Source organism: Pseudomonas sp. RIT-PI-q, assembly GCF_001297125.1.
GTDB lineage: Bacteria > Pseudomonadota > Gammaproteobacteria > Pseudomonadales > Pseudomonadaceae > Aquipseudomonas.
Genome location: NZ_LHPC01000017.1, coordinates 276,461 through 301,151, shown reverse-complemented (window position 1 = coordinate 301,151; position 24,691 = coordinate 276,461). Strand labels below are relative to the sequence as shown.

Annotated in this window: 19 protein-coding genes; 8 read left to right on the top strand and 11 right to left on the bottom strand. The window is 60.5% G+C overall.

Annotation, left to right across the window (positions count from 1 at the left end):
- Window positions 1–18: 18 nt before the first annotated feature.
- Together AEQ67_RS05250 and AEQ67_RS05245 are read right to left on the bottom strand one after the other, a co-directional pair.
- Window positions 19–1,287: an OmpP1/FadL family transporter gene (locus tag AEQ67_RS05250; protein ID WP_059402827.1), complete on the bottom strand. Its 1,269-nt coding sequence runs from the start codon at window positions 1,285–1,287 to the stop codon at window positions 19–21.
- Between the two features lie 67 nt (window positions 1,288–1,354).
- Window positions 1,355–2,971: an arylsulfatase gene (locus AEQ67_RS05245; RefSeq protein WP_059402826.1), complete on the bottom strand. Its 1,617-nt coding sequence runs from the start codon at window positions 2,969–2,971 to the stop codon at window positions 1,355–1,357.
- 264 nt (window positions 2,972–3,235) lie between these two features.
- Here AEQ67_RS05245 and AEQ67_RS05240 point away from each other — a divergent pair, with 264 nt between their 5' ends.
- The 3 genes from AEQ67_RS05240 to AEQ67_RS05230 are packed head-to-tail and all read left to right on the top strand — an operon-like array spanning window position 3,236 to window position 6,477.
- A complete protein-coding gene (locus tag AEQ67_RS05240) occupies window positions 3,236–4,525 on the top strand; it encodes an NAD(P)/FAD-dependent oxidoreductase (protein WP_059402825.1) in 1,290 nt (429 codons plus the stop codon).
- A gap of 25 nt (window positions 4,526–4,550) precedes the next feature.
- Window positions 4,551–5,108: a helix-turn-helix domain-containing protein gene (locus AEQ67_RS05235; RefSeq protein WP_059402824.1), complete on the top strand. Its 558-nt coding sequence runs from the start codon at window positions 4,551–4,553 to the stop codon at window positions 5,106–5,108.
- 22 nt (window positions 5,109–5,130) lie between these two features.
- Window positions 5,131–6,477: a glutamine synthetase family protein gene (locus AEQ67_RS05230; protein WP_059402823.1), complete on the top strand. Its 1,347-nt coding sequence runs from the start codon at window positions 5,131–5,133 to the stop codon at window positions 6,475–6,477.
- A 151-nt stretch (window positions 6,478–6,628) separates the two neighbouring features.
- Here AEQ67_RS05230 and AEQ67_RS05225 read toward each other — a convergent pair whose 3' ends face one another.
- The 5 genes from AEQ67_RS05225 to AEQ67_RS05205 form a co-directional block, all read right to left on the bottom strand.
- Window positions 6,629–8,215: a class I adenylate-forming enzyme family protein gene (locus AEQ67_RS05225; protein WP_059402822.1), complete on the bottom strand. Its 1,587-nt coding sequence runs from the start codon at window positions 8,213–8,215 to the stop codon at window positions 6,629–6,631.
- Window positions 8,216–8,257: 42 nt separating this feature from the next.
- Window positions 8,258–9,034, bottom strand: coding sequence for an SDR family NAD(P)-dependent oxidoreductase (locus AEQ67_RS05220; RefSeq protein ID WP_059402821.1), 777 nt, complete (start codon window positions 9,032–9,034; stop codon window positions 8,258–8,260).
- A gap of 73 nt (window positions 9,035–9,107) precedes the next feature.
- Entirely contained in the window at window positions 9,108–10,265 is a 1,158-nt protein-coding gene (locus AEQ67_RS05215; protein ID WP_059402820.1) for an acyl-CoA dehydrogenase family protein, read from the bottom strand.
- A 10-nt stretch (window positions 10,266–10,275) separates the two neighbouring features.
- On the bottom strand, window positions 10,276–11,523 hold the full coding sequence (locus AEQ67_RS05210) for a thiolase family protein (protein WP_059402819.1): 1,248 nt from the start codon (window positions 11,521–11,523) through the stop codon (window positions 10,276–10,278).
- Window positions 11,524–11,557: 34 nt separating this feature from the next.
- The gene (locus AEQ67_RS05205; RefSeq protein WP_059402818.1) at window positions 11,558–12,343 is read right to left on the bottom strand and encodes an enoyl-CoA hydratase/isomerase family protein; all 786 of its coding nucleotides are present in this window, start codon (window positions 12,341–12,343) and stop codon (window positions 11,558–11,560) included.
- Window positions 12,344–12,692: 349 nt separating this feature from the next.
- On the opposite strand from AEQ67_RS05205, the gene AEQ67_RS05200 reads away from it, so the two are divergent.
- The 4 genes from AEQ67_RS05200 to AEQ67_RS05185 all read left to right on the top strand — a co-directional run bounded on the left by AEQ67_RS05200 (window position 12,693) and on the right by AEQ67_RS05185 (window position 18,673).
- Window positions 12,693–14,744 carry an alkyl/aryl-sulfatase gene (locus tag AEQ67_RS05200; RefSeq protein ID WP_059402817.1) on the top strand — a complete coding sequence of 684 codons (2,052 nt, stop codon included), beginning with the start codon at window positions 12,693–12,695 and terminating at the stop codon, window positions 14,742–14,744.
- A gap of 10 nt (window positions 14,745–14,754) precedes the next feature.
- Window positions 14,755–16,218, top strand: coding sequence for a coniferyl aldehyde dehydrogenase (locus tag AEQ67_RS05195; protein WP_059402816.1), 1,464 nt, complete (start codon window positions 14,755–14,757; stop codon window positions 16,216–16,218).
- 127 nt (window positions 16,219–16,345) lie between these two features.
- Complete coding sequence (locus AEQ67_RS05190; RefSeq protein WP_059402815.1) at window positions 16,346–18,118, top strand: arylsulfatase; 1,773 nt, start codon at window positions 16,346–16,348, stop codon at window positions 18,116–18,118.
- A 3-nt stretch (window positions 18,119–18,121) separates the two neighbouring features.
- Window positions 18,122–18,673 carry a DUF2889 domain-containing protein gene (locus AEQ67_RS05185; protein ID WP_059402814.1) on the top strand — a complete coding sequence of 184 codons (552 nt, stop codon included), beginning with the start codon at window positions 18,122–18,124 and terminating at the stop codon, window positions 18,671–18,673.
- Window positions 18,674–19,292: 619 nt separating this feature from the next.
- Here the strand turns inward: AEQ67_RS05185 and AEQ67_RS05180 are convergent.
- The 3 genes from AEQ67_RS05180 to AEQ67_RS05170 all read right to left on the bottom strand — a co-directional run bounded on the left by AEQ67_RS05180 (window position 19,293) and on the right by AEQ67_RS05170 (window position 22,559).
- Entirely contained in the window at window positions 19,293–20,420 is a 1,128-nt protein-coding gene (locus AEQ67_RS05180; RefSeq protein ID WP_059402813.1) for a CaiB/BaiF CoA transferase family protein, read from the bottom strand.
- Between the two features lie 149 nt (window positions 20,421–20,569).
- The gene (locus tag AEQ67_RS05175) at window positions 20,570–20,929 is read right to left on the bottom strand and encodes a hypothetical protein (protein WP_059402812.1); all 360 of its coding nucleotides are present in this window, start codon (window positions 20,927–20,929) and stop codon (window positions 20,570–20,572) included.
- Window positions 20,898–22,559 carry a GMC family oxidoreductase gene (locus tag AEQ67_RS05170; RefSeq protein ID WP_059402811.1) on the bottom strand — a complete coding sequence of 554 codons (1,662 nt, stop codon included), beginning with the start codon at window positions 22,557–22,559 and terminating at the stop codon, window positions 20,898–20,900. Before AEQ67_RS05170 ends, AEQ67_RS05175 begins: the two co-directional genes overlap by 32 nt.
- A gap of 209 nt (window positions 22,560–22,768) precedes the next feature.
- Between AEQ67_RS05170 and AEQ67_RS05165 the strand changes: the two genes are divergently transcribed.
- Window positions 22,769–23,818: an AraC family transcriptional regulator gene (locus AEQ67_RS05165; protein ID WP_059402810.1), complete on the top strand. Its 1,050-nt coding sequence runs from the start codon at window positions 22,769–22,771 to the stop codon at window positions 23,816–23,818.
- A 63-nt stretch (window positions 23,819–23,881) separates the two neighbouring features.
- Here AEQ67_RS05165 and AEQ67_RS05160 read toward each other — a convergent pair whose 3' ends face one another.
- Window positions 23,882–24,340, bottom strand: a complete 459-nt coding sequence (locus tag AEQ67_RS05160) for an REP-associated tyrosine transposase (protein WP_059402809.1) — start codon at window positions 24,338–24,340, stop codon at window positions 23,882–23,884.
- Window positions 24,341–24,691 lie beyond the last annotated feature (351 nt).

Sequence of the window (24,691 nt, the reverse complement as noted above, 5' to 3'; positions counted from 1 at the left end):
TTTTTCGGTAGCAGGGCATCAGAATCGCCAAGTCATGTTTCCGGTCACGGCTTGAATCCAGGCATTGTCGAACTGACCGGAAGTTCGAGTGCCCGACGTGGTTTTGGTCTGGTCCACCGGCATGTCGCCAAGCCAGACCATGGCCCAACTGACGTTAATGTCGGTGACCTTGTTCAGAGCATAGGTGGCTCCCGTCGCAATGCGCCAGGATTCGCCCATGGGCACGGTGAAAGTTCGGTTGCCGTCCGAAACGGCGCTGCTGTCGTAGGCCACCCCGACGTTCCACAGCAATTGCGCGGTGGCCTGGTATTGCGCACCGAGCGCCAGTTGCCAGGTGTCCTTGAAGTGCGCATCGACCGTGGTCGATTGGGCGCCGACTGCCGTGGTGTCGACCTGCACGGCGATATCGCCGAACTCTGACCAGTCCTGCCAGTTGACCGAGGCGAGCAAGGCCCATTGTGGATCGAGTTGCTGGAACAGGCTCAGGGTGGCGGTTTGCGGTACGGTCATGTCGAGTTGGGTATTGAGGCCGTCGAGGCGCTGCAACAGCGGGCCGTCACCTTTGACGTCCAGCCCGTCTTCGAAGTCCAGATCGACCTTGCTGGTGTAGGCCAGGCCAATGCGGGTGCCGGGTTGCGGGGCATAGATCACCCCGACATTTGCACCAAAACCCCAATCGTTATCCTTGTACTTGAACTGGCCGTCGCTGCGGTCGGTGAGGCCGAAGGGCGAGCGGTCGATCGCCGTTTGCGCTTGCAGCATGCCGTACATGGCTTTGACGCCGAGGCCCACCGACCATTGCTCGTTGAAGCGGTAAGCCACGCTGGGCACAAACGACAAACCGGCGAGGCTGGCGTTCTGCGCGAAATAGCGCCCGGACCATTCGTTGTCGTAATTGGCCGCCAAGCCGAAGTCGCCATAATTGCCAAAGCCGATGCTCCAGTGTTCATCCAGTTCATGGCTGATAAAGAAGCTGCCGCCGGGAATCGGGTCGAGGGCATTGCCACTGCCAGTACCCGTGCCATTGGTGTTGGAATCGCGGTCGAAGCTCAGGTCACCGTAGAGAACCTGCAAACCACCGGTGATTTGCGTGCCGGGCAGGTAACTCATGCCCGCCGGGTTGCTGGCGATGGTCGAAGGGCCCTGCGCCCGAGCGGCGGCACCGGCGTTGGCCAGGCCCGCGTTATCCGTGCCGATTTCGTAGAGCATGATGCCGCCTGCGTGGGCCTGTTGGCAGCACAGCGCGAGCAGCGTCATGACGGGCAGGGCGGATGTTTTTATTTGCATGGGGTTACCTCAGCAAATGTCCGTCACAAACGCGGGTGGCCAGCTGGCCACCCGTGAACTCGACTGCTCACTTGGCCATGGCCGCCCGGGCTGCTTCGATCTTGGCCTTGACCGCTTCGAGGTTGAAGCTCGCGCCTTTTTGCATCGGTGGGAATTCAACCGCCGTTTCAGCCAGCTTGACCACCTGCTGCTGCACGAACACGAAGCGCCAGAACTGGAACTTGAACCACTCGAAATACTCCAGCGAACCATTGGCCGCCATGTTTTCCGGCCACCCGGCGCGTTCGAACGGGTCGAGACGCAGGTTGGTCAGGATCGGCATGTCCAGCGTGGTTTTCGCCCCCAGCCAGCCACCGGGCTGGTCGATGAAACGGTACTTGAAGTCATCGATGCGGATCGCACCCAAAGTACTTTCGCCAAAGTAGAAGATTTCATGGCGATTCGACGGGCCTTTGCCGGTAATCATCGGTGTCTGGTCATAGCCATCGAGGTGAACCTTGTACGTTCTATCGCCCAGTTGCTTGCCCTTGAGCAGTTCGGTGGTGATGTTCGGGTTGCCGGCCGCTGCAACGAGGGTCGGGAACCAATCCATACCGGACATGATGCCGTTGGCAACCTGGTTAGCCGGCACCATGCCCGGCCAGCGAATGATCGCCGGGGCCCGGAAACCACCTTCCATCACCGTGCCTTTGCCCATGGCAAACGGGGTGGTGCCACCATCCGGCCAAGTGAAGTTTTCCGCACCGTTGTCGGTGGTGAAAATCACGATGGTGTTGTCATCCATGCCGTCTTTTTTCAGCTTCGCCATGACGTCGCCGACGATGTCATCGAGCTGCGCCATGCCGGCTTCCTGTTCCGACCAGCCATTTTGTGAATTGCGCATGGCTTCGTACTTGTCGGACAGGTGCGTGACGATGTGCATGCGGGTCGGGTTGAGCCAGAGGAAGAACGGTTTGTTGTCCTGCTTGGCCTTATCCACAAAGGCAAACGCCTTGTCGCGAATTTCATCGTCGACGGTTTTCATGCGGTCGGGATAGAGCGTGCCGGCGTCTTCGATTTTCTGTTTGCCGACCTTGCCCCAGCGCGGCATCACGGTTGCATCGTCAGTCGTTGTGGCCCAGCTGTGGACCATGTTGCGCGGCCCCACGGTCGCCAGCAGTTCCTGCGGATAGTTGGGGTGTGCCGGGTCTTCCATGGCGTCGAGGTGATAGAGGTAACCAAAGAACTCATCGAAGCCGTGCACGGTGGGCAGGAACTCGTTCAAGTCGCCCAGGTGGTTTTTGCCGAACTGTCCGGTGGAATAACCCATGGCCTTGAGTGCGGTAGCGATGGTGACGGCTTCGGCGGGAATACCGATGGGAGAACCGGCCTGGCCGACCGTGGTCATCCCGGTTCGGATCGGCAGTTCACCGGTAATGAAGTTGGCGCGCCCGGCTGTACAACTGGCCTCGGCGTAATAGTCGGTAAAGCGCATGCCTTCGGCGGCGAGCTGGTCGAGGTTGGGGGTTCGACCGGCCATCATGCCCTGGTTGTAGACGCCAATATTGGACCAGCCGATATCGTCGCCCATGATCACCACAATGTTAGGGGGCGGCTTGTCGGCAGCCATCGACATTGCGGGGGTTGCCAACATGGAAACCAATGCCGTTGCGGCAAACACTGTGGACAGTGATTTATGGTTCATTTCGAGCTCCTGCGAACATTAATCAATGTATCGAGATGAGCCCCCCATAAAACAACTCGCTCTAGATTCGAATCCCCAGAGAGAGCCTAGGTATGAAGCCCGAAATATCAAGAAAATACAGGTGTGATTTGGGTTTTTTTTGCGCCCCGCCAGGTAAATGTCTCCATCGGCATGAAGTTCTGCGCAGGACTCCTTGTTGCGTGCGTGAAATTTATAAGGTACTTTTTCATGAAATTATAAAAACATAATTTCACGAGGCTTCGAATGTTTCAGCAGTCCCCCCAGCATGTCGCCAGCTATTACGCCCATAGTTGCTCGGATCGCCTGACCTCTCGACCCGCGCTTGTGGGGGAACAAGACACCGACGTCGTGATCGTCGGTGCCGGTTTCAGCGGGCTGCACACTGCTTTGCGCCTGGCGTTGGCCGGCAAACGGGTGACGTTGCTGGAAGCCAGCCGCGTGGCGTGGGCCGCCTCGGGGCGCAATGGCGGGCAGGCGATTCTCGGCTGGTCGTGTGACATGCCGCCGCTGGAAGCCGCGTTGGGCTATGAGCGCGCCAGAAGACTGTGGGACGGCATGCGCTGGGCCGCCCGAGAGCTGCGTGAATTACCCGGGCGCCATGGCTTCGACTGTGATTATCGTGCCGGGCATTTGTGGACTTCGGTCATGCCGCGTCGGGTCAGTCTGTTGACCGAATGGCAGCACGAGGCCAGTCATAAATGGGGTCATCACGGCTTGCAGTTCATCAGTCGTGAGCAATTGCCCGGTTGGGTCGCGAGTGATCGCTATCAGGCCGGCCTCTACGATCCTGAGGGCGCGCACCTCAACCCGCTGAAACTCGCGCTTGGCCTGGCCGCAGCGATCGAGCGTGCGGGTGGCCACATCCATGAACAAAGCAAAGCGTTGAGTTACCGGGAGGAGGGCGGCCGGTTCCTGGTGAATACCGAGCGTGGGTCGATTCGGGCGGACGTGCTGGTGCTGGCGTGCAACGCCTATCTGGACCGGCTCGATCCGAAACTGGCTAGTTGCGTATTGCCAGTCGGGACTTATCAGGTGGCCACCGCCCCCCTGACGCCGGACCAGGCCACGGCGCTGCTGCCGAGCAATGTCTGCGTTACCGATAACCAGTTCGTCCTCGACTACTTCCGCCGCACCCCCGATAACCGCCTGCTGTTCGGCGGCGGTTGCACCTACCTGGGCGGCATGCCCAAGGACATTGCCAGCGCGACACGACCCTTCCTGGAACGGGTTTTCCCGCAGCTCAAAGGCGTCGAGCTGGAGTTTGCCTGGGGCGGGCACATCGACCTGACCCTGAACCGCACACCTGACGTTGGACGCGAGGGTGACCGTTACTGGCTGCAGGGTTACTCCGGGCATGGCGTGCTGCCGACACTGGCGGCCGCCCGTGCGGTGTCCGACGCGATTCTCGGCCAGACGGATGAATTGGCGTTGTATCAAGGCCTGAGTAATGGCAGTTTTCCTGGCGGCAAGTACCTGGCCGCGCCGCTGGAAGCCATCGGCAAGGCCTGGTATCGACTGCGCGACAGCATTTGATGAGTCAACTAGCGGAAACCCAGCCATGAACAAGCAAGAAGAAATCGCCGCGCTGGCGATCCTTATTCACGATTTGCGCAAGCACAAGAAATTCACCCTCAAGGACCTGGCCGACCAAATCGGTCGCTCGGTAGGTTTTTTGTCGCAAGTCGAGCGCGGCTTGTCCCGGCCCACGGTGGCCGATCTGACGGCGATCAGCGAAACCCTCGGCGTGCCGACGACCTATTTCTACAGCTTGCCCAAACCCAAGGTGTTGCCGTGGGTCACCCGCCCTGACGAGCGCCGCACGCTGTACTACGCCAACGGCATTACCGACGTTCTGGTTTCGCCAAAAATCAGGGCTTCGTTCTCGATGCTCGAAAGTCTTATGGAAGCCGGCGCCAGCAGTGGCGAACGGCACCTCAGCGATAGTTCGGAGCAGGGCGGCTATGTGCTCGAAGGCGAGTTGACGTTATGGCTCGGCGACGACGAAGACCCCGTCACCTTACGCGCCGGGGACAGTTTTCAGTTCGACAGTCACACCCGTTGCCGCTACGGCAATCTCACTGAGCATCTCACGCGAGTGCTCTGGGTCTACACCTGATAACAATCAAGGAACAATCATGATGGATGCTGCTTGCTCTGACCTGCTGGCTGAAGTGCGTGCTTTTCGCCAACGCTACCCCGACGTGCGTTATGTCGACCTGATTTCCCTGGACATTCCGGGGCATTTTTACGGCAAGCGCTATCCCGTCGACATGCTGGAGAAAGTCGCCGCCGGCAGCGCGCTCAAGCTGCCGCAAAACTGTGTATTGCTGGGCGCGCAGGGCGGGTTGTTCAAAATCGGCGACTACTGCTTTAACGACGGTGACCCGGATGCACGGCGTCGCCTGGTGCCCGGCACGCTCAAACCGGTGACGTGGGAAGCGCAGCCGCTGGGGCAAATGCTGATCACCTCGGATGGCACCGAGAAACCGATTGTTTTCGAACCGCGCGAAGTGCTGGCGCACGTGCTGAATCGGCTGGCACGTAAAGGCATTCATCCGGTAGTGGCTTTCGAACTGGAATTCTACCTGTTCGATAAAAAGCTGCGTGACGGCCTGCCTCAGTTCCCCCGCGACGGGCTGACGGACGATGCCGATGATCAACCGAACATGCACATCGAGCGCCTGTCGCGTTTTGCGCCGGTGCTGGATGAAATGGTCGAGGCGACGCGGGCTCAGGGCGTTGATGCCACAGTGATCACGGCTGAACTGGGGCCGGGTCAGTTCGAGATCAACTTCGGTCACCTCGACGACGGTCTGCGTGCTGCCGACTGGGCCGCTCTGTTCTGTCGCAGTACCCGAGGCGTCGCGCTCAAGCACGGTTTGCGCGCCAGCTTCATGGCCAAACCTTACTTGCAGCACCCCGGCAGCGGCATGCATGTGCATGTCAGTCTGTACGACGCTGCCGGCAATAACCTGTTGGCCGCCAAGCAGCAGCAGTCGCTGCGCCACGCCGTGGCAGGCTGCCTGGAATTGCTGCCGCACAGCATGCCGATCTTCGCGCCGAACCAGAACGCAATGCGTCGTTTGGGCGGTACGGTAAACGTGGCCACGCAAGCCAGTTGGGGCTATGAGGATCGCGATGCGTGCCTGCGCATCCCGGAATCGGATTCGAAAAACCTGCGCGTCGAGTATCGTCTGGCCGGTGCCGATGCCAACCCTTATCTGGTGCTGGCGGCGATTCTGGTGGGACTGGAACATGGGCTGGACGCAGGCAAAGAGCCCATCCTGCCGCTGAACGAAGACCGTAACAGCGGCATCGACTTCCCGCTGGAAATGCTCGAAGCCGTGCGCGCGATGCAGCATCAACCGCAACTGCGCGAAGGTCTGGGCGCGGAGTTCGTGGATGTGTATTGCGAGAACAAACGCCAGGACCATCTGGCGTTCATGCAAGAGATCAGCGCCCGGGAATATCGCTGGTATCTGTAAAGCGTGCGGGTGTTGGGGCGATCCGGCGCGCAGTCGACGTAAATGCTGATACCCCCCTGTAGGAGCTGCCGCAGGCTGCGATCTTTTGATTGTGTGTTTTTAAATCAGAGCCAAAAGATCGCAGCCTGCGGCAGCTCCTACGGGGGGTGTGTCAGCTGATCTTGCGTAGCAAGTTCTGCCAATACTTTTCCCGAACTTGCCGGCGCAGCACTTTGCCGACCACCGACGTCGGCAATTCATCGACAAACACCAGCGATTTCGGCGCCTTGTAGCCACCCAGTCGAGTGCGGGTTTGTGCGATCAACTCTTCTGAAGTGACGGTTTCACCCTGACGCAGAATCACTTCGGCATGCACCGCTTCCCCCCATTCCGCGTGCGGAATGCCGACTACGGCGGCCATCAGCACTGATGGGTGTGCTGCAAGAGCCGCCTCGACTTCCACCGCATAGACGTTGAAACCGCCGCTGATGATCATGTCCTTGAGCCGGTCAACGATGTAGAGGTAACCATCGGCATCGATGTAACCCAGGTCACCGGACTTCCATGCGCCGTCGTCGAATTCCGCCGCCGTTGCTTCCGGGTTCTCGTAGTAACCCTTGATGATGGCTTTGCAGCGAATGCGGATTTCGCCGGTTTCGCCAATGGGCAAGGGTTTACCGTCCGAATCGGCGATAAACACTTCGACACCGGGTGTCGGCCGGCCAGCCGATGACAGATGCCGAAGGGCTGCGGCATCACCGGGCCGGTGCGCAGCCTTGTCGAGCGCCGAGATCACCATTGGGGCCTCGGTCGCCGCATAGCCCTGGACAAAAATCTGCCCGAAGCACTCCACCAGTTCGCCCAGTTTGTCGGGGCTCATCGGTGCGGCGCCGTAGATCAGCGTGGTCAGCGACGAAAAATCCTTAGGCGCCGCGCGTTGCATTTCCAGCAGCCGGTACAGCACGGTCGGCACCAGGAACGAATGGCTGACGCGTTCGCTTTCCACACTCTGCCGCCAGGACTCCATGTCCAGCTGATTCATGGTGAGGTTGGTTCCGCCACCATAAACGGTGGGGAAGAACAGCATCAACGTGCCGTGGGACAACGGCGAGACATGCAGCAATCGGGTGGCGCTACTCAGCCCCAGATCGGTGTTGATAAACGCCGCATCGCGGCAGGCCATCCAGTTGTCGATGGAGTACATCGCGCACTTGCCCTTGCCGGTGGTGCCACCGGTGAAGCGCAACATGCAGATGTGCTGGTCGGTATCGAGGGTCACGTCATTGTCGAGATCGGACGCGGCTTCCACCAACGACCAAAAGTTGTGCACGCCGGGGAGGGCGGCTTGCGCAAGCGTCGGCGGGGCCCTCACCACGATGTCGCAACCGCGACTGCGCAGCATGCCGTAGTAACTGTCGAGCAAGCGGGGTTCGCCAAACCCCACCCGGGGTTTGACCAGTTCGATCTGCCGCGCATGCTCCTCGAGCGGGTCGCGCAGGTTGGTCATGACCACCGTGCCTTCCTGCTTGAAGGTGCTGGGAAACATCATCAGGCTGAGGTTGTCGTTTTCCAGGATCAGCATGAAGCGCTCGCCCGTACGCACCTGCAGCACGGAGCGCAGGACATCGGCGATGCGGTTGGTCAGCAGGTGGTATTGCTCGTAGGTGTAACGCCGGTTGCGCTCGACGTTGACGATCGCTTCCTGGTCGCGATGACGCAGGGCGAGCAAGCGCATGATTCGGCTGAAGTTCATTTTCATGGTGTGTTGGCCCTGTGGGACTGGCTCAAGAGATCGGGCCGCTTACCGGGCACGCATGCGCGAGGCGGCGTCGAGGCGGATGGTCTCGCCGTTGACGTAGGCGTTCTCGATCAGGAAGGCACAGCAATGGGCGAACTCACGCATGTCGCCCAGGCGTTTCGGGGCCTCCATTTGTTCTTTCAGCGAGTTGAGGATTTTCTCGTCCAGACCGGCCACCATGCTGGTCAGGAACAGGCCCGGTGCGATGGCGTTGACCCGCACGCCAATAGCGCCCAGTTCGCGAGCGGCCGGCATGTTCATGCCGATTACGCCTGCCTTGGTAGCAGCGTAGGCGCACTGACCGACCTGGCCTTCATACGCCGCGCCGGACGACACGTTGATCACCACGCCACGCTCTTCGCCGGCTTCGGCTTCGTTGTTGGCCATGTGCTCGGCGCACTTGGACATCACGTTGAACACGCCGTTAAGGTTGATCGCAGTGGCCAGGGCGAATTTCGCCAGCGGTGCGGCCTTGCCTTCCTTGCCCAGCACTTTGAAGCCGTTCGGTACGGCGGCGCCGTTGATGCACACGTGGATCGCTCCGAATGTGGCAATCACGGCATTGACCGCGTTCTGCACCGAGGCTTCATCACTGACGTCGGTCTGCACGAACATGGCGCGGTCGGCGCCAATCTCGGCAACGGCTTTTTCGCCGGCTTCGATGTTCAGGTCGAAAATCGCCACTTTGGCGGCTTTTTCGCCTGCCATGTAGTGCGCGGTGGCCAGGCCCAGGCCCGAAGCGCCGCCAGTGATGACGATGACTTTGTCTTGAATACGCATGAGAGTGTCCTTGTTCGCTGCCCGGCCCATAAGCGGCCGGGTTGTTATTGTCAGAAGTCGAACGGGCGGTTGATCAGAACGCGTTGACCCCGGTCAGGGCACGGCCAATGATCAGTTGCTGGATCTGCGTGGTGCCTTCGGGAATCGGCACGATGATCGCTTCGCGGGCGAGTTTCTCGACCAGGAAATCGGTAGTGACACCGGCGCCGCCGTGAATCTGCACGGCTTGACGGGCAATGGTCACCGCCGCCTCACAGGCAAAATACTTGGCCATTGCGGCTTCCATTTCTGCGGGGATGCCGGCACCGATCATCTCGGCGGCGCGGTAGGTCAGCAAGCGGGCGGCGTCAACGTGGGTGGCCATTTCCGCGAGCATCGCGCTGATCAACTGGTGGCCGGCGATCAACTTGCCGTGTTGCTTGCGTTCCTTGGCGTAGCGCACCGCTTCTCCCAGTGCGCGACGGCCGATGCCCAGGCCTTGCGCGGCGACAAACACTCGCGAACGCTCGAAGAACGACAGGGTGTTTTTCAGCGCTTCACCTTCGTTGCCGATGATGTTACTGGCCGGCACGCGTACGTCGTTGAGGAAAATCTGCGCGGTGGATTGGCTGTTCCAGGCCATCTTGTGGATGTTCTGCACTTCGTACGGATGCTCTTTGCGGTCCAGCAAAAAGTGCGTCAGGCCTTTACGCGGGTCATCACCGGTGCGGCAGGTGCAGATCAGGAAGTCGGAGTAAGCGCCGTTGCTGATCCAGGTTTTCTCGCCAGTGATGATGAAGTCATCACCGTCGCGGCGGGCGCGGGTCTTGATTTCCAGCACGTTGGAGCCGACGTCCGGTTCCGAAATGGCGACGCTGACGAACGAGTCGCCGCTGATCAGGCCCGGCAGGTAGCGCTCGCGCAGGTGATCGGGGGCGAGTTTTTCCAGCATCTGTGCGCCGAAGGAGTTGATGACCACCGGCGTCGACAAATCCACCGAGCACGCCGCAACTTCCTCGAAGAGCATGATCATGGTCGGCCAGTCCAGGCCCAGCCCGCCGTGGGCTTCGCTGACGGCACCGCAGATCATGCCGAACTCGGTGAGCTGGCGCATGATGTCGGCCATTTTTTCACGCGGGATAAACTTGTCGCGGTATTCCTTGTTGAACACCGGGTCGATTTTGTCGGCGAGGAAACGACGGAAACTCTCGACGGCTTCGAGTTGTTCCGGGGTGCGCATGACGTGTCCCATGAGAGGCTCCTTAACTATTTTTGTTGGCGAGAATGTTGACGGCGACCACGGCTTCTTCGATGCCGAACAGGCCGCCGCCGTTTTCCTGAATGGCAATGCGGGCGCCTTCGACCTGGCGCTTGCCGGCTTCGCCACGCAGTTGCGTAACCAGCTCATGGATCTGCCCCAGACCGGTGGCGCCGATCGGGTGCCCCTTGGATTCGAGGCCGCCGGACGGGTTGATCGGCATGCGCCCACCGACGGTGAAGTCACCGCGTTCGGCTGCCGGGCCGCCTTCGCCGAAGGGCACCAGCATCAGCGATTCGGCGTTGAGGATTTCGCCGATGGCCGAGGCGTCATGCACTTCCGCGACATTGACGTCGCAAGGATTGATGCCAGCCTGGGCGTAGGCTTTTTTCGCCGCCAGGTGCGCGACGATTTTTTCCGGCTCGTCCAAGCCACGGTTGCTGCCGGTTTGCACCACGCTGGCGAGGACGCTAATGGCGCGGTCGCCGGAATTTTTCAAGCGCTTGAGGCCCTCGGCGTTGCACAGCACTACGGCGGCAGCGCCGTCGCTGATCGGCGAGCACATCAGGGTGGTCAGCGGGTAGCAAATCGCTGGCGAGGCCAGCACTTCGTCGATGCTGAAGGCTTGCTGGAATTGCGAAAGCGGGTTGTGCACCGAGTGCAGGTGGTTCTTCGCGGCCACTGCGGCGATCTGCCGTTGAGTGGTGCCATAACGCAGCATGTGATTGCGCGCGATGGCGGCATACACGTCCATGAACACGCTGTACGGGCGCTCGGAAACAGTGCCCGGTGGCGGCACGATGCCTTCGCCCATGGCCAGCAGGGTGTGCTTGTTCTGCTCGACCGTGGACACGTCCCAACCGCCATCGAACACGGCAAACATCTTCGCTTTGTCGGGGACGTTCATCTTCTCGGCGCCGACCGCCAGGGCGATGTCACACTGACCGGCACGCAACGCCAGGGTGGCGAGGTTGAACGCCGATGAGCCGGACGCGCAGGCGTTCTCCACCGAGAACACCGGCACGCCTTCGATGCCGATGCGGCGCATGGCGATCGGGCCGGGAATACCGGTCTGACCCTGCAACAGGCCGTTGGTCATGGTGCTGTAATACACCGAGCCGACGTCAGCGCTGGTGGCGCCGGCGTCATTCAAGGCCAGGCCGACGGCCTCGTCGACCATGTCGTAGACGCTGCGGTCCAGCAAGCGACCAAACGGCGTCATACCAACGCCCACTACGTAGATATCGTTCATTGTCTGTTCCTGCTGTTTGCGGGGACGTGGCGGCCTAGCGGCCCTTGAAATTCGGTGAGCGTTTTTCGCCGAAGGCCTGCAAGCCTTCCTGGAAATCGGCGGTGCGCAGGTGCTGGCGCAACATCACTTGCTCATGCTGCAAGGCGTCGTCGCGGGACTTGTCGGCGGAGGCTCGGGCCACTTCTTTCATGCGCCGCAGCGCGATCGGGCTCTTTTTCGCAATCTGATTGGCCAGGGCCAGGGCGGCGCCTTCGAGTTCGGCGTCGGCGTGGACTTCACACACCAGGCCATAGACCTTCATTTCCGTGGCCGAAAGGGACTTGCCGGTCATCAACAGGTACATCGCCATGTTCAACGGGATCAAGCGTGGCAGCACCGCCGCGCCACCCGCGCCGGGGTAGACGCCGAAATTGGCGTGGGCGTCGGCCAGGGTCGCGGTTTGTGCAGCGACCACAATGTCGGCGCACATGGCCAGCTCAAGACCACCGGCCATGGTCACGCCGTTGAGGGCGGCGATCACCGGTTTCGGGAAGTTGCGCAACTGGCCGAATACCTGGTTGGCGCGGTCGAGGAAGTCGGCTTCGCCCGCAGGCAGGCTGGCGCCGGCCAGGACTTCTTTCAAGTCGGCACCGGCGCAGAAGGCCGGGCCATTGCCGGTGAGGATGACCGCGCGCAGCTCGTCATTGAGCGCAATGTCGGTGAGGCAGCGTTCGAGCTCGGCGAGTGTCGCCAGGTTCAGCGCATTCATGGCCCTGGGCCGGTTGAGTGTGAGGCGCGCTACCGGGCCAATGATTTCGTACAGCAAGACATCTTCACTCATGACAACTCCCCTTATTGTTAGCGCTCTGTTGGCGTCGTTGATGGGGCTGATAGTAGGAATGCCGACCCGGGCCGCGCAGGTCATTGCAACGAAAGCGCTTGTCCGCAGGGGAGGGGCATCGGATGTACACCCACTCTGTGTAGGAGCTGTCGAGTGCAACGAGGCTGCGATCTTTTGATTGTTTAAAAGCAAGATCAAAAGATCGCAGCCTCGTTGCACTCGACAGCTCCTACAAGTGGAACGCGGGCCTGTGAAGACAGATGAATTGATCGAGAAGACCAGCAAGCCAGGTGCACTTGCTTGCACCATCGAAACGGTGTCCAAACAACAAATAAAGAGAGACCGTGCGATGAAGAAAATCCGCGTAGCACTGACGGTGTCAGTGCTGGCCGCCAGTATTGTCGGGGCGCTGCAATGGTCGCGAGGTCAAGCCGGCGTTCAGGTGCAAGCGGTCGAAAACAGCGCGGGGCAGGGTGGCCAGAAAGCGGCGACGGCCGCCACCATCGCCGTTAACGCGACCACGGCGCACAACATGCCCCCGGTCGATGGGGATGTGGAAGCCGACATCCAGCGCGGCTTTATTGCCAGCCTGCCCGACGCCGAAACCACGGCTGCCGATGGTCACGTGGTGTACAGCCTCAAAGGCTATGAATTTCTCGGCAGTGCCGATGCGCCGGCAACGGTCAATCCGAGCCTCTGGCAGCAGGCCCGCAAAAGCATGGCCAATGGTCTGTTCAAGGTCACCGATGGTTTTTATCAGGTGCGCGGTCTGGACCTGACCAACATGACCATCATCGAAGGCAACACCGGCCTGATCATCATCGACTGCAACCTGGCCACCGAAGTGGCGCATGCCTCGCTTGAGCTGTATTACCAGCATCGACCGCGCAAGCCAGTGGTGGCGGTGTTCTACAACCACAGTCACGTCGATCACTTCGCCGGCATTCGCGGCATCGTCGATGAAGAGGACGTGAAGTCGGGCAAGGTGCAGATCATTGCCCCGGCGGGGTTCATGGAAACGTCAGTCGCCGAGAACGTGATGGCCGGCAACGCCATGAGCCGACGCGCCGAGTACCAGTTCGGCACCACCTTGCCCCGCAGTGCCCAGGGCCAGATCGACCTTGGCGGTGCCAAGGCATTGTCCAACGGCACCATCACCATGATCGCGCCGACCCTCGAGCTCAACCAGCCGGTGCAAACCCTGACCATTGATGGTGTCGAGATCGTCAACATGCTGGCACCGGGCACCGAGGCGCCGGCTGAGTTCATCCACTATTTCCCGCAGTTCAAGGTACTCGATACCGGTGAACTGGCGCTGCCCACTCAACATCAATTGCTGACGCTGCGTGGGGCGACCATCCGTGACGGCCTGGCCTGGTCGAAGTACCTCAATGAAGCGCTGCATCAGTTTGCCCCCGGCGCCGACATCCTGGTCGGGCAGCACGGTTGGCCAGTGTTCGGGCATGAGCGCGTGGTCAATTATTTGTCCAAGCAACGCGACATGTACAAGTGGCTGCACGACCAGTCATTGCGCCTGATCAACAAGGGCTACAAGCCGGTGGAGATTGCCGAATACATGCGCAATCACGTCCCGGCGAGCCTGGCCAGTGAAACCTTCACCCACGGTTTCTACGGTTCAGTGCAGCGCAACGCCAAGGCCGTGTACCAGCAATACATGGGCTGGTATGACGCTAATCCGGCCAATATGGACGCGTTGTCCGACGGCGATTACGGCAAGAAATTTGTCGAGTATGGCGGCGGTGCCGAGGCGGTATTGGCGCGCGCCCGGAGTGACTTTGCCAACGGTCAGTACCGCTGGGTGGCACAAGCCATGAGCCATTTGGTGTACGCCGAACCGAACAACAGCGCGGCGCGGGAATTGGCGGCCGATGCCCTGGAGCAGTTGGGCTACCAGGCTGAGTCGGCGGTCGAGCGTAACAGCTATCTGGCGGCCGCCATGGAGCATCGCAGCGGCGGCAAGAAACTCGCCTCGGCGCTGCGCACCGCCAGCCCCGACATGCTTCGGGCGCTGACCATCGACAATATCTTCGATTACCTGGGCGTGCGTCTGAAGGCCCCGGATGTCGAGGGCAAGCACATTGTGCTGAACTGGAACTTCACCGATATCGGTACGTCGGGCAAGCGTTACACGCTCAATCTGGAGAACTCGGCGTTGACCTACATCGCCGATTACAACGCCGACAAGGCCGATGCCACGATCACCCTGACACGCGAGACGCTCAACTCGATTCTGGCGGAGAAAGTGTCGCCGATCGAGGCCGTGTTCAAAGGTGACTTGAAGATCGATGGCAGCAAACTGGCGGTCTATGACGTGCTGGGCTCGCTGGACAAATTCTCTGCGGATTTCGAACTGGTCGGCCCTAACGAGCCCGCACGATAGGAACCTGAACATGCACTCTGGATTGCACGACTTCACAACCGCTGCCGGTACACCCGCCAACGCCGCACTCGACGGGGTCCGTGCAGCGCTTGCCCGTCAACAAGCGGCGTCCCGGACCGAAGGGCCACCGTCGGCCGAATTGCGTATCGAGCGGATCAACCGTGTCATCAGGCTGTTGGTCAACAACCAACAGCGGTTGTGCGAGGCATTGGCCAGCGACTTTACCTGGCGCAGTCATGATCAATCGCTGATGGCCGACGTGCTGTTGCCGGTCCGGGGGCTCAAGTACGCCCGTGACCATGTTCGCCGCTGGATGCGACCCGAGCGCCGCAACGCCGAACTCGGCGGCGGCTGGCTCGGCGCCAGGGCGCACATTCACTATCAGCCACTGGGCACGATCGGGATCATTTCGCCGTGGAACTTCCCGATTGCCATCGCACTTGGGCCGCTGGCCGAAGCACTGGCCGCCGGTAATCGCGCGATTATCCTGTTCTCTGATCAGTCGCCGGCCACGGCAGGCGTGCTGATCGAGCTGCTGGCCGAACAGTTCGATGACAGCGAAGTGGCAGCCTTTATCGGCGGTGCTGAATTGGGTGCGGCGTTTTCTGCCATGCCGCTGGATCATTTGGTCTTTACCGGCAGCCCACGGGTCGGGCGCCTGGTCATGCGCGCGGCGGCGCAAAACCTGACGCCGTTGACTCTGGAGCTGGGCGGCAAGTCGCCGACCATCATCGGTCGGGGCGCGGACCTGGAAAACGCGGCCAGACGCATCTGGGGCGGGAAGGGGGTCAGCAGTGGGCAGGCCTGTATCGCGCCGGACTATGTGCTGGTGCACGAGGATGACCTCGAGCGCTTGTTGAGTTACATGCAGACAGAACTGCAACGTCTGTTCCCGACGCTGCTGAACAACCCGGACTACACGGCGATGGCGACGCCCGGGCAATACCGGCGGATGCAAGCCTGCCTGCAAGATGCCCGAGAACACTGCGTCAGGGTGATCGAGGTCAATCCGGCTAACGAGGACTTGAGCGCTTCACGCAAGATCGCACCGACCCTGCTGGTCGATCCGCCGGACACGACATTGGTGATGCAAGAGGAAGTGTTCGGCCCGTTACTGCCGATTCGCGGCTATCGCCACCTCAACGAGGCGCTCGACTATATCAACGCGCGTCCGCGGCCTCTGGCGTTGTATTACTTCGGCGACGACCGCGCCGAGGCCAGGCATGTGCTGGAACGGACCCATTCGGGTGGCGCTTGCATCAATGAAGTCATGCAGCACCTGTTCCAGACCGATTTGCCGTTTGGAGGCTGTGGCCACTCCGGTTTTGGCCGTTATCGCGGTGGGTATGGTTTCAAGGCGTTCAGCCTGGAACGCTCGGTGTTCACGCCGCCGCGATGGGACGTCATGGGCCTGCTGCGCCCGCCCTACGGCTCGCTGTTTCGCCGGGTCATGAAAGCGCTGTTGAAACGTTGAGATCCAGATAATCAAAAGATCACAGCCTCGTTTCACTCGACAGTTCCTACAGGGATCGCGTTTGAATGCAGGAGCTGGCGCAGGCTGCGATCTTTTGATCTTCACCACCGAGCAAAGGAAACCGCGAATGCTCCCGTTGAAACCGCTTGTTTTGGCCCTGTCATGCATAGTCTTTGGCGCCCAATGTTTTGCCGCAGCCAAACGTCCAAATATCGTGGTGCTGGTGGCCGACGACTGGGGTTACAGCGATGTCGGTTCCTTCGGCAGCGAAATCGCCACGCCGAACATCGACACCCTGGCCCGTGAAGGCGTGCGGTTTGCCGATTTTCATGTCACCGCCTCTTGTTCGCCCACGCGCTCGATGCTGCTGACCGGTGTCGACAATCACCGCAACGGCGTGGGCAACATGCCGGAAACCATGCCCGACGAACACCTGGGCAAACCCGGTTACAGCGGCGTGCTCGACGATAACGCGATCACCATCGCCAGCCTGCTCAAGGACGGCGGTTATCACACTTACATCACCGGCAAATGGCACTTGGGCAAAACGCCTGACACGTTGCCGGACAAACGCGGCTTCGATCGCTCGTTCATCCAGGCCGACAGTGGCTCGGACAACTGGGAGGAGCGGCCGTATGCGCCGTTGTACGATAAAGCCGCCTGGTTCGAGAACGGCCAGCCGGCGCATTTGCCCAAGGATTATTACTCGTCGACCTTTATCGTCGACAAGGCCATGGAGTACATCGCGGCAGATCGACAGGAGGGCAAGCCGTTTTTCGCTTACCTGGCGTTTCAGGCGAATCACGTTCCGGTCCAGGCGCCCAAGGACATCATCGACAAGTACCGTGGGCGCTATGACGAAGGCTGGAGCGCATTGCGCGAGGCCCGTCGCGATCGCGCGGTTGATCTGGGGCTGATTCCCGCAGGGGTTGGTATGCAGACCATGGCCAGCACCGCTGACTGGAACGCGCTGGATGAGCAGGAAAAACGCTACGAAGCGCGACGCATGGAGGTCTATGCCGGAATGGCGGAAACCATGGACCAGCAAATCGGCCGGTTCATCGCGCACCTGAAAGCCACCGGCGAGTACGACAACACGGTGTTCGTGTTTCTCTCCGATAACGGCAGTGAGCCCACCGACCCTTACGCCATTCCGGCCGTCCGGTTGTGGCTGGAGATGAACTACACCCGCCAGCTCGATCGCCTGGGCGGCAAGGGCGCCTTCACCAGCATCGGGCCGAGTTGGGCCAGTGCAGCTGCATCGCCCTTGAGCGGCTACAAGTTTTTTGCCGGCGAGGGCGGGTTGCGCGTGCCGTTAATCGTTTCCGGTGTGCCCGGCATCCAGGCCAATCACATCGCCAAAGCCTTTACTCACGTCACCGACATTGTCCCGACCTTGCTCGAAGTGGCCGGTGTGCCGGCGCATCACGGTGAGTATCAAGGGCGGCCCGTGGAACCGATGATCGGCAGCAGCCTGGTGCCAGTGCTGCAAGGCAGTGCCGAACGCGTGCACCCGCAAAATCAGGCCATCGGCTATGAATTGTCCGGGAGCGCCGCGTTGTTCAAGGGTGACTACAAACTGGTGAAGAGCCTGAAGCCGGTGGGCAACGAACAATGGCACCTCTATAACATCGTCACTGATCCCGGTGAAGTGATCGACTTGCAGCAGCGGATGCCGGAGCGCTTCCAGAGCATGCAGGCCGACTACGCCGAGTACGCCCGCGTCAACGGTGTGCTGCCGATGCCGGTCGGTTACGACTACATGCACCAGGGGCAGATGTATGCCCTCAAGCATGTGGTCATTCCCAAGCTGAAGGCTGCTGCGCCGCCGATTGTGGCGATTATTGTGTTGCTGGTGGGCGTGCTGGTCTGGCGTCGCCGTAACAAGCAGGCGGCCTGAGTGATGATCGACGACGTCGACGAATGGGGTCGCCGGTTGATTCACCGGCGCAAGGTCGAGTGCCAGGGGTTTTTGCGCGCCGATGGGTTGTGGGACATTGAAGGACGTTTGAGTGATAGCAAGACGCATCCGGTGACGCTGGCCGAAGGCCGGACGGTGACGGCGGGGCAGACGTATCACGGCATGTTGATTCGGCTGACGCTGGACGATGATTTTGTTGTGCGTGAGGTGCATGTAGCGATGCCTGACGTGCCCACCAGTCAATGTCGCGGCGCGATGGCGGGCTATCAAAAGTTGCTTGGAGAGCGGATCGGGCCGGGGTTTTCGCGGCGCATCAAGGAGCTGTTTGGTGGTGTTGGCGGGTGTGTGCATTTGACTGAGTTGTTGTTGCCGATCGCTACGACGGCATTTCAGACGATTCCCATGGCTCGGGCGATGGTTGCTCCGCGTACGCCGGTGGATGTCGAGGCGTACGTTAACGCCACTGGCAAGTTGCTCAATACGTGTTACGCGTTGCGTGAGGACAGTCTCGTCGCTGTCTTCTTGAAAAAATGATGGTGGGGTGTACATATCCGTTTTTGCGGTAACGGCGGCTTATGGTTTCGCCCTTACGGCGACTCACTTTTTTTTCAAACGCCAAAAAAAAGTAAGCAAAAAAAGGCTCGCCCCGAGCGTCCGGCCCCTCGCTTAGGCTCGGCGTTCCTTCGCTCCGGTGTTCATCCGGGGGCATCGCCTCCGGTCTGCTTCGCGACGACCTCCTCTCGATGTGTTCGACTGCGTCGAACGGCGCTGCGCGCCTTCCTCCAGATAAACACCTCCACTCAGCCTACCGAAGGGGCGGGTGGATCAAGATCAACAGCTGCAGGCGAGCTAACGCTCGGCCTGTTGAGTGGTGAGAAGCGAAGCTGTACGCCGCTCTGCTTTTGATTTTGTAGGAGCGAGGCTTGCCCGCGAAGGCGGCCTTTGAGCCGACCCGTTTCTCGCAGATGTACCCGGTCCAAATGTGGGAACGAGCCTGCTCGCGAAGTCGCCCTTCAAGACGACCAAGTTCTCACAGACATACCCAGTCCAATTGTAGGAGCTGGCTTGCCAGCGAAGGCAGAGTGTCAGTCAACATCAATGTTGCATGAAACAGCGCTTTCGCGAGCAAGCCCGCTCCCAGGGCTTGCGGTGTTCAGGCGATGACCAGTCGTTCAACCTGCGCATCGCTGAAACCGGCTTTGCGCAGGATCTTTGCGGTGTTTTCCCCACGCTTGGGCACTGAACCCACCGCCGAAGGGGTTGCTGAAAACCGTGGTGCCGGAGCAGCCTGTAATACGCCGTCCTGGCGCGAGTAAACACCGCGCTCGGCCATGTGCGGATGCGTCAATGCTTCGATGGGGGTGAGTACCGGGGCAAAGCAGGCATCGCTGCCTTGCAGGAGGTCGATCCAGTGCTGGCGTGGCTTGCTGGCAAAAACCGCGGCCAATCGTTCGCGCAACGGCCCCCACAGACGTGGATCGTACGGGCGCTTGAAGTCCGGATCGCCGCCCAGCCCGAGCAGTTTGAACAGTATGGCGTTGAACTGCGGTTCGAGCGCTTGCACGCTGACGAACAAGCCGTCGGCGCAGGCATAAGTACGTGCCCAGTGCGCGCCATCGAGCAGCCCGCAACCGCGTTCCATCGGCTGTTGGCCCGCCGAGTGCGCTGACAGCAGCAGGTTCATCAGGTTGGCGCTGCCGTCGACAATGGCCGCGTCCACCACCTGCCCGACGCCATTGGTGCTGGCGTTGATGATCCCCGCCAGAATGCCCATCGCCAGGTACAGCGCACCGCCGCCCAGATCGCCGACCAGGGTAGGCGGTGGCATCGGTGGCTGACCGGCTTCGCCGCTGAACCACAAGGCACCGGACAGCGCGATGTAATTGAGGTCGTGGCCAGCCGCTTGCGCCAATGGGCCTTGTTGGCCCCAACCGGTCATGCGCCCGTAAACCAGCCGTGGATTGCGTGCCAGGCACACGTCGGGGCCCAGGCCCAGGCGTTCCATGACGCCGGGACGCATGCCTTCGATCAGCGCGTCGGCGCCCTCGATCAGGCGTAACACTGCTTCGATGGCTTCGGGATTCTTGAGGTCCAGGGCTATCGACTGTTTGCCGCGATTGACGATGGCGTGTTTGCCCAGGTCCAGCATGTCAGCACCTTTGCTGCCAGCGCGTTCGACCAGGATTACCTCGGCGCCCATGTCCGCCAGCAACATGCCGCAAAACGGCCCCGGGCCGATGCCGGCGATTTCGACGATACGAACGCCGTCCAATACTCCCATGCGAGTGCTCCTTTGGATCAATAGAAAATTGGGGTTGAAAGATCAAAAGATCGCAGCCTTCGGCAGCTCCTACAGGGGAATTGTTTGATTCGGAACGTCGGGAACACCCGATCCCTCCAGGAGCTGCCGAAGGCTGCGATCTTTTGACGTTAACGACGCAACAACAACGCGGTCATGACCCCGTGGAAAACCACCGCCGGCCACAACAACAAACCACTGCCGACGAACACGCCGACATACGCCAGGTACAGCGCAATCGCCCCGTTGTAGGTCTGCATCGCCCGAACCGCTGCGGTGCTGGCCGGTCGGGGCCAGCAGGCAATCCCCAGTGCAATCAGGGCAAGTCCAAAGAACCGTGCAAACAGGTTGGTCACCTCGGTCCCGTCGATGCCCAGCAGGACATGGCTGACCAGCCCTGGCGTAAACAGCAGCGCCAACCCGGTAGCGAGTTCGACACCGGCTGCAACCGTCAGCAGCTTATGCGGGGTGATGAAGTGCGCTGGGTTCATGATCGTCCTTCGATGGGAGAGAGGCGTTGTTCGCGCGGTCCTGACGAATGAATTCGGCAGCTTTTTCGCCGATCATCACAGTGGCTGCCGTGGTGCTGCATCCAATGATAGTCGGCATGATCGAGGCGTCGACCACGCGCAGGCCTTGTATGCCATGCACCTTCAATCGAGCGTCCACCACCGCCATTGCATCGGTGCCCATTTTGCAGGTGCCCACCGGGTGATAGAGCGTGTCGGAACGGTTACGCAGTACCTGCTCGATCTCGGCATCGGTATTCATCGGGTCGTCAATCACGTCCCTCGGGCTGAACGCCTTGAAGGCCGGGGTGGCCATGACTTTCTGGATCACCCGATAACCCTGGATCAGCGTTTTGATGTCGTCGGGATGGGTCAGGAATGCCGGGTCGATCTGCGGTGGCACCATTGGATCGGCACTGGCGAGGGTGAGTTGTCCGACGCTTTTTGGATGCAACAAACAGGCATGCACGCTGAGGCCGTGACCGCGATACAGCGTGCGGCCATGGTCGGCAAACATGGCGATGGTCAGGGCCAGCTCGATGTCGGCTTGACGCAGTTGCGGTGAGGTTTTGACGAAGGCGCAGGCCTCGGCGAAGTTGCTGGTCAGCGGGCCACTGCGGTGCCGCCAGTAACGGATCGCGGCTTTGCAAATGTCCCAGGCTCCCGCCAGCGACAGGCCGATCAGTTTGCGCGATTTGACACGGTAGGAATGCACGTAATCGATGTGGTCCACCAGGTTTTGGCCCACTCCCGGTAGCGCGTGAATCACCGGGATGTCGAATTTCAGCAACGCGTCTTTTGGACCTACGCCGGACAGCAGTAACAGCTGCGGAGAGTTGAAGGCCCCGGAGCTCAGAATCAACTCATGTCGGGCATGCAATGTCCGTTTCACGCCGTTTTGCATGAACTCGATGCCCACCGCTCGCTTGCCGTCGAACAGGATTCGCGTGGCGTGGGCATGGGTTTCGATGCGCAGGTTCTGACGATGCCGGTTAGGTGTCAGGTAGGCTTTGGCGGCGCTGCAACGCTGCCCGTCCTTTTGCATCACCTGCACGCGGCCGAAGCCTTCCATGCTCGCGCCGTTCTGATCGGGGCACGCCGGGTAACCCGCCTGCATGCCAGCCTCGACGAAGGTTTCGCCAAAGGGATTGGGCGAGGAGTGAAAGCGCACGTTGAGTGGGCCGTTCTGGCCATGTAGCGGGCCTTCGAAGTGCTCGTTGTGCTCGGCGCGCTTGAAAAACGGCAGCACGTCCTGATAGCTCCAGCCCGGGTTGCCCAAGGCTGCCCAGCGGTCGAAGTCTTCAGGGTGGCCGCGGTGATAGGCCATGGCGTTGATAGAAGAACTGCCGCCGAGGGTCTTGCCCCGTGGCTGATAACCGATGCGACCGTTCAAACCCGCCTGCGCCACGGTCTGGTACTGCCAGTTGTTGATCGAGGTCGGCACCATGGCCGCGACGCCGGCCGGCATGTGCACCAGCGGATGGGTGTCGGGGCCACCGGCTTCCAGCAGGCAGACTGAAATGTTCGAATCTTCCGACAAGCGACTGGCAACCACGCAGCCAGCAGCGCCCGCGCCAACTACGATGTAATCGAAATGCGTGTTCTCGTTCATGCGTTCTTCTCTTTGTTCGCTGCACAACTTGAGCGCATTGTGGGCAGAACGCCGAGTCGCCACTGGTCAATAGAATCAATTCGACGGTCAGTGGGGCAGGTGACTATCGCGCCAAGCACTGGAACATCACGCCTGAGCGCTCAGCAGGTGATTGACCGATGCAGGTCCGGGGGCGAGTATCGGCTCTTGCATCCCTAACAGGCAGGCCCATGTCAGGTTCGAAAACGGATACGCCCGGCAGCGAAATGCCGTTGCATGAAGAAGCGCTGCAACCGACCACCATTGGCAGCTACACCGTGGCCATCGCCCGGGCGCTGGACGCCAGTGGTGTGGACAGCAAACGGATTTTCAACGCCACCGGAATTGCGCTGAGCCTGTCCACCGACCCGTTGACCCGCCTGCCGGCCGCCACCATGACGCGTCTGTATCGCGCCTGCGTCGAAGTCACCAACAACCCGTATTTCGGGCTGATCGTGGCTAAACACATTCATCTCACCCACCTGCATGCCTTGGGCTATTCCCTGGCGGCCAGCGGGTCGTTGATGGATTTTTGCCGACGTCTTGAGCGTTACTTCCGCTTGGTGTCCCAAGTGGCCAAGGCCAATGTCAGCCAGACCGACACGCACGTCCTGATGCGCTTCGAACACTTGGTCGATCTGTGCGGCGAGACTGAAGATGCGTTTTTCGCGTTTCTCATCCGGGTGATGCGCTTGCTCTATAAGCAGGAGTTCAAGCCTGTGCGGGTGGAAATGCGCCACCCGATGCCGCATGAGGGGGCGGCACCGTATGAGGCATTGTTCCGCGCTCCAGTGCTGTTCAATCAGGCCGCCAGCCTGCTGGTGTTCGACAAGGCTGACCTGCAGCAGGTGCTGAGCGGGTCGTGCCCGGAATTGGCCCAGGTCAACGACAACATCGTGATCAGCTACCTGGCGCGCCTGGACAAGAGCGATGTAATTACCGGGGTCACGCAGAAAATCATCGAATACCTGCCCAATGGCGATTGCACCCGGGACAAGGTCGCCAGCGCCTTGTGCATGAGCCCGACCAAGTTGCAGCTCAAGCTGTCTCAGCGCGGCACCCATTTTCAGCAACTGCTCGACGACACTCGCAAGGAGCTGGCGTGCAGCTATCTGAGCCAGGCATCGCGCCCGGTGACTGAAATCACCTTCTTGCTGGGGTTTAGCGACACCAGCAACTTCACCCGCGCCTTCAAACGCTGGACCGGGTTATCGCCGACGGATTTTCGCGCACAGTCCTGAAGATCAAGATCAAAAGATCGCAGCCTGCGGCAGCTCCTACACCGATCTTTTGCCTTTGATTTTCTAGACCCAAATGGCATCCCACAAAGGGTAATCGCCTATGCACGTGACCAACCCCGCACGTAATGGATTCATTACGATGTAGCGTGCGGCGTCCTTCAGGTCCTCTTCCCGACGCAAGGCTCTATCGTAATAACCCGGTTGCCATAAACGACCCTGCTCACCACGCAGGAGATTGATCGAGCGACTGCTTCTGGATTTGATGCGGCACATCAATTCGGCCAACGAGCCTTGTTGCAGCTCGAACAGCCAATGCAGATGATCAGGCATAACGACCCACGCCATGGAAGTGACCATTGCGGCCTCTTCCGCACTGCGAAGCTGTTCGACCAGCAAGCGTCCCGCCCGCCAATCTGAAAACATCGGCCGACGTTGATGAGCGACAGCAGTCAGCAAATAAATACGACCCGACTCCGAGCCCCGGCCCTTGCGCAGATGACATCCGTTTGCAGCGACAGGCATTCCATTGCCCTCCCCAAAAGTTACCGTATGAACGTTAGCCGGCGGTGGGCGCATTCGAATGCAGGATCGTTTTCCGCATGTTTCGAGAACGCACTCACCCCCCCGTAGGAGCTGCCGAAGGCTGCGATCTTTTGATTTGGATTTGCCGCCCTTCAATGAAGATCAAGATCAAAAGATCGCAGCCTCCGGCAGCTCCTACAGGGGATCTGGCTACAGGAGGCGGGCGTTTGGTCGCGCCCACGTTGCGCTGACCGGTGATTTGTCCCAATTGACCAGCGATCCACCCACCCCTCGCGATACAACAGTCTCGACCGATTCGGCTCGCGCTCCTTAGAGCAGTGCGCACCGCCA

Coding starts and splice junctions, on each gene's coding strand:
- AEQ67_RS05250 (WP_059402827.1), bottom strand. CDS start 1,287: ATGCAAATAAAAACATCCGCCCTGCCCGTCATGACGCTGCTCGCGCTG.
- AEQ67_RS05245 (WP_059402826.1), bottom strand. CDS start 2,971: ATGAACCATAAATCACTGTCCACAGTGTTTGCCGCAACGGCATTGGTT.
- AEQ67_RS05240 (WP_059402825.1), top strand. CDS start 3,236: ATGTTTCAGCAGTCCCCCCAGCATGTCGCCAGCTATTACGCCCATAGT.
- AEQ67_RS05235 (WP_059402824.1), top strand. CDS start 4,551: ATGAACAAGCAAGAAGAAATCGCCGCGCTGGCGATCCTTATTCACGAT.
- AEQ67_RS05230 (WP_059402823.1), top strand. CDS start 5,131: ATGGATGCTGCTTGCTCTGACCTGCTGGCTGAAGTGCGTGCTTTTCGC.
- AEQ67_RS05225 (WP_059402822.1), bottom strand. CDS start 8,215: ATGAAAATGAACTTCAGCCGAATCATGCGCTTGCTCGCCCTGCGTCAT.
- AEQ67_RS05220 (WP_059402821.1), bottom strand. CDS start 9,034: ATGCGTATTCAAGACAAAGTCATCGTCATCACTGGCGGCGCTTCGGGC.
- AEQ67_RS05215 (WP_059402820.1), bottom strand. CDS start 10,265: ATGGGACACGTCATGCGCACCCCGGAACAACTCGAAGCCGTCGAGAGT.
- AEQ67_RS05210 (WP_059402819.1), bottom strand. CDS start 11,523: ATGAACGATATCTACGTAGTGGGCGTTGGTATGACGCCGTTTGGTCGC.
- AEQ67_RS05205 (WP_059402818.1), bottom strand. CDS start 12,343: ATGAGTGAAGATGTCTTGCTGTACGAAATCATTGGCCCGGTAGCGCGC.
- AEQ67_RS05200 (WP_059402817.1), top strand. CDS start 12,693: ATGAAGAAAATCCGCGTAGCACTGACGGTGTCAGTGCTGGCCGCCAGT.
- AEQ67_RS05195 (WP_059402816.1), top strand. CDS start 14,755: ATGCACTCTGGATTGCACGACTTCACAACCGCTGCCGGTACACCCGCC.
- AEQ67_RS05190 (WP_059402815.1), top strand. CDS start 16,346: ATGCTCCCGTTGAAACCGCTTGTTTTGGCCCTGTCATGCATAGTCTTT.
- AEQ67_RS05185 (WP_059402814.1), top strand. CDS start 18,122: ATGATCGACGACGTCGACGAATGGGGTCGCCGGTTGATTCACCGGCGC.
- AEQ67_RS05180 (WP_059402813.1), bottom strand. CDS start 20,420: ATGGGAGTATTGGACGGCGTTCGTATCGTCGAAATCGCCGGCATCGGC.
- AEQ67_RS05175 (WP_059402812.1), bottom strand. CDS start 20,929: ATGAACCCAGCGCACTTCATCACCCCGCATAAGCTGCTGACGGTTGCA.
- AEQ67_RS05170 (WP_059402811.1), bottom strand. CDS start 22,559: ATGAACGAGAACACGCATTTCGATTACATCGTAGTTGGCGCGGGCGCT.
- AEQ67_RS05165 (WP_059402810.1), top strand. CDS start 22,769: ATGTCAGGTTCGAAAACGGATACGCCCGGCAGCGAAATGCCGTTGCAT.
- AEQ67_RS05160 (WP_059402809.1), bottom strand. CDS start 24,340: ATGCCTGTCGCTGCAAACGGATGTCATCTGCGCAAGGGCCGGGGCTCG.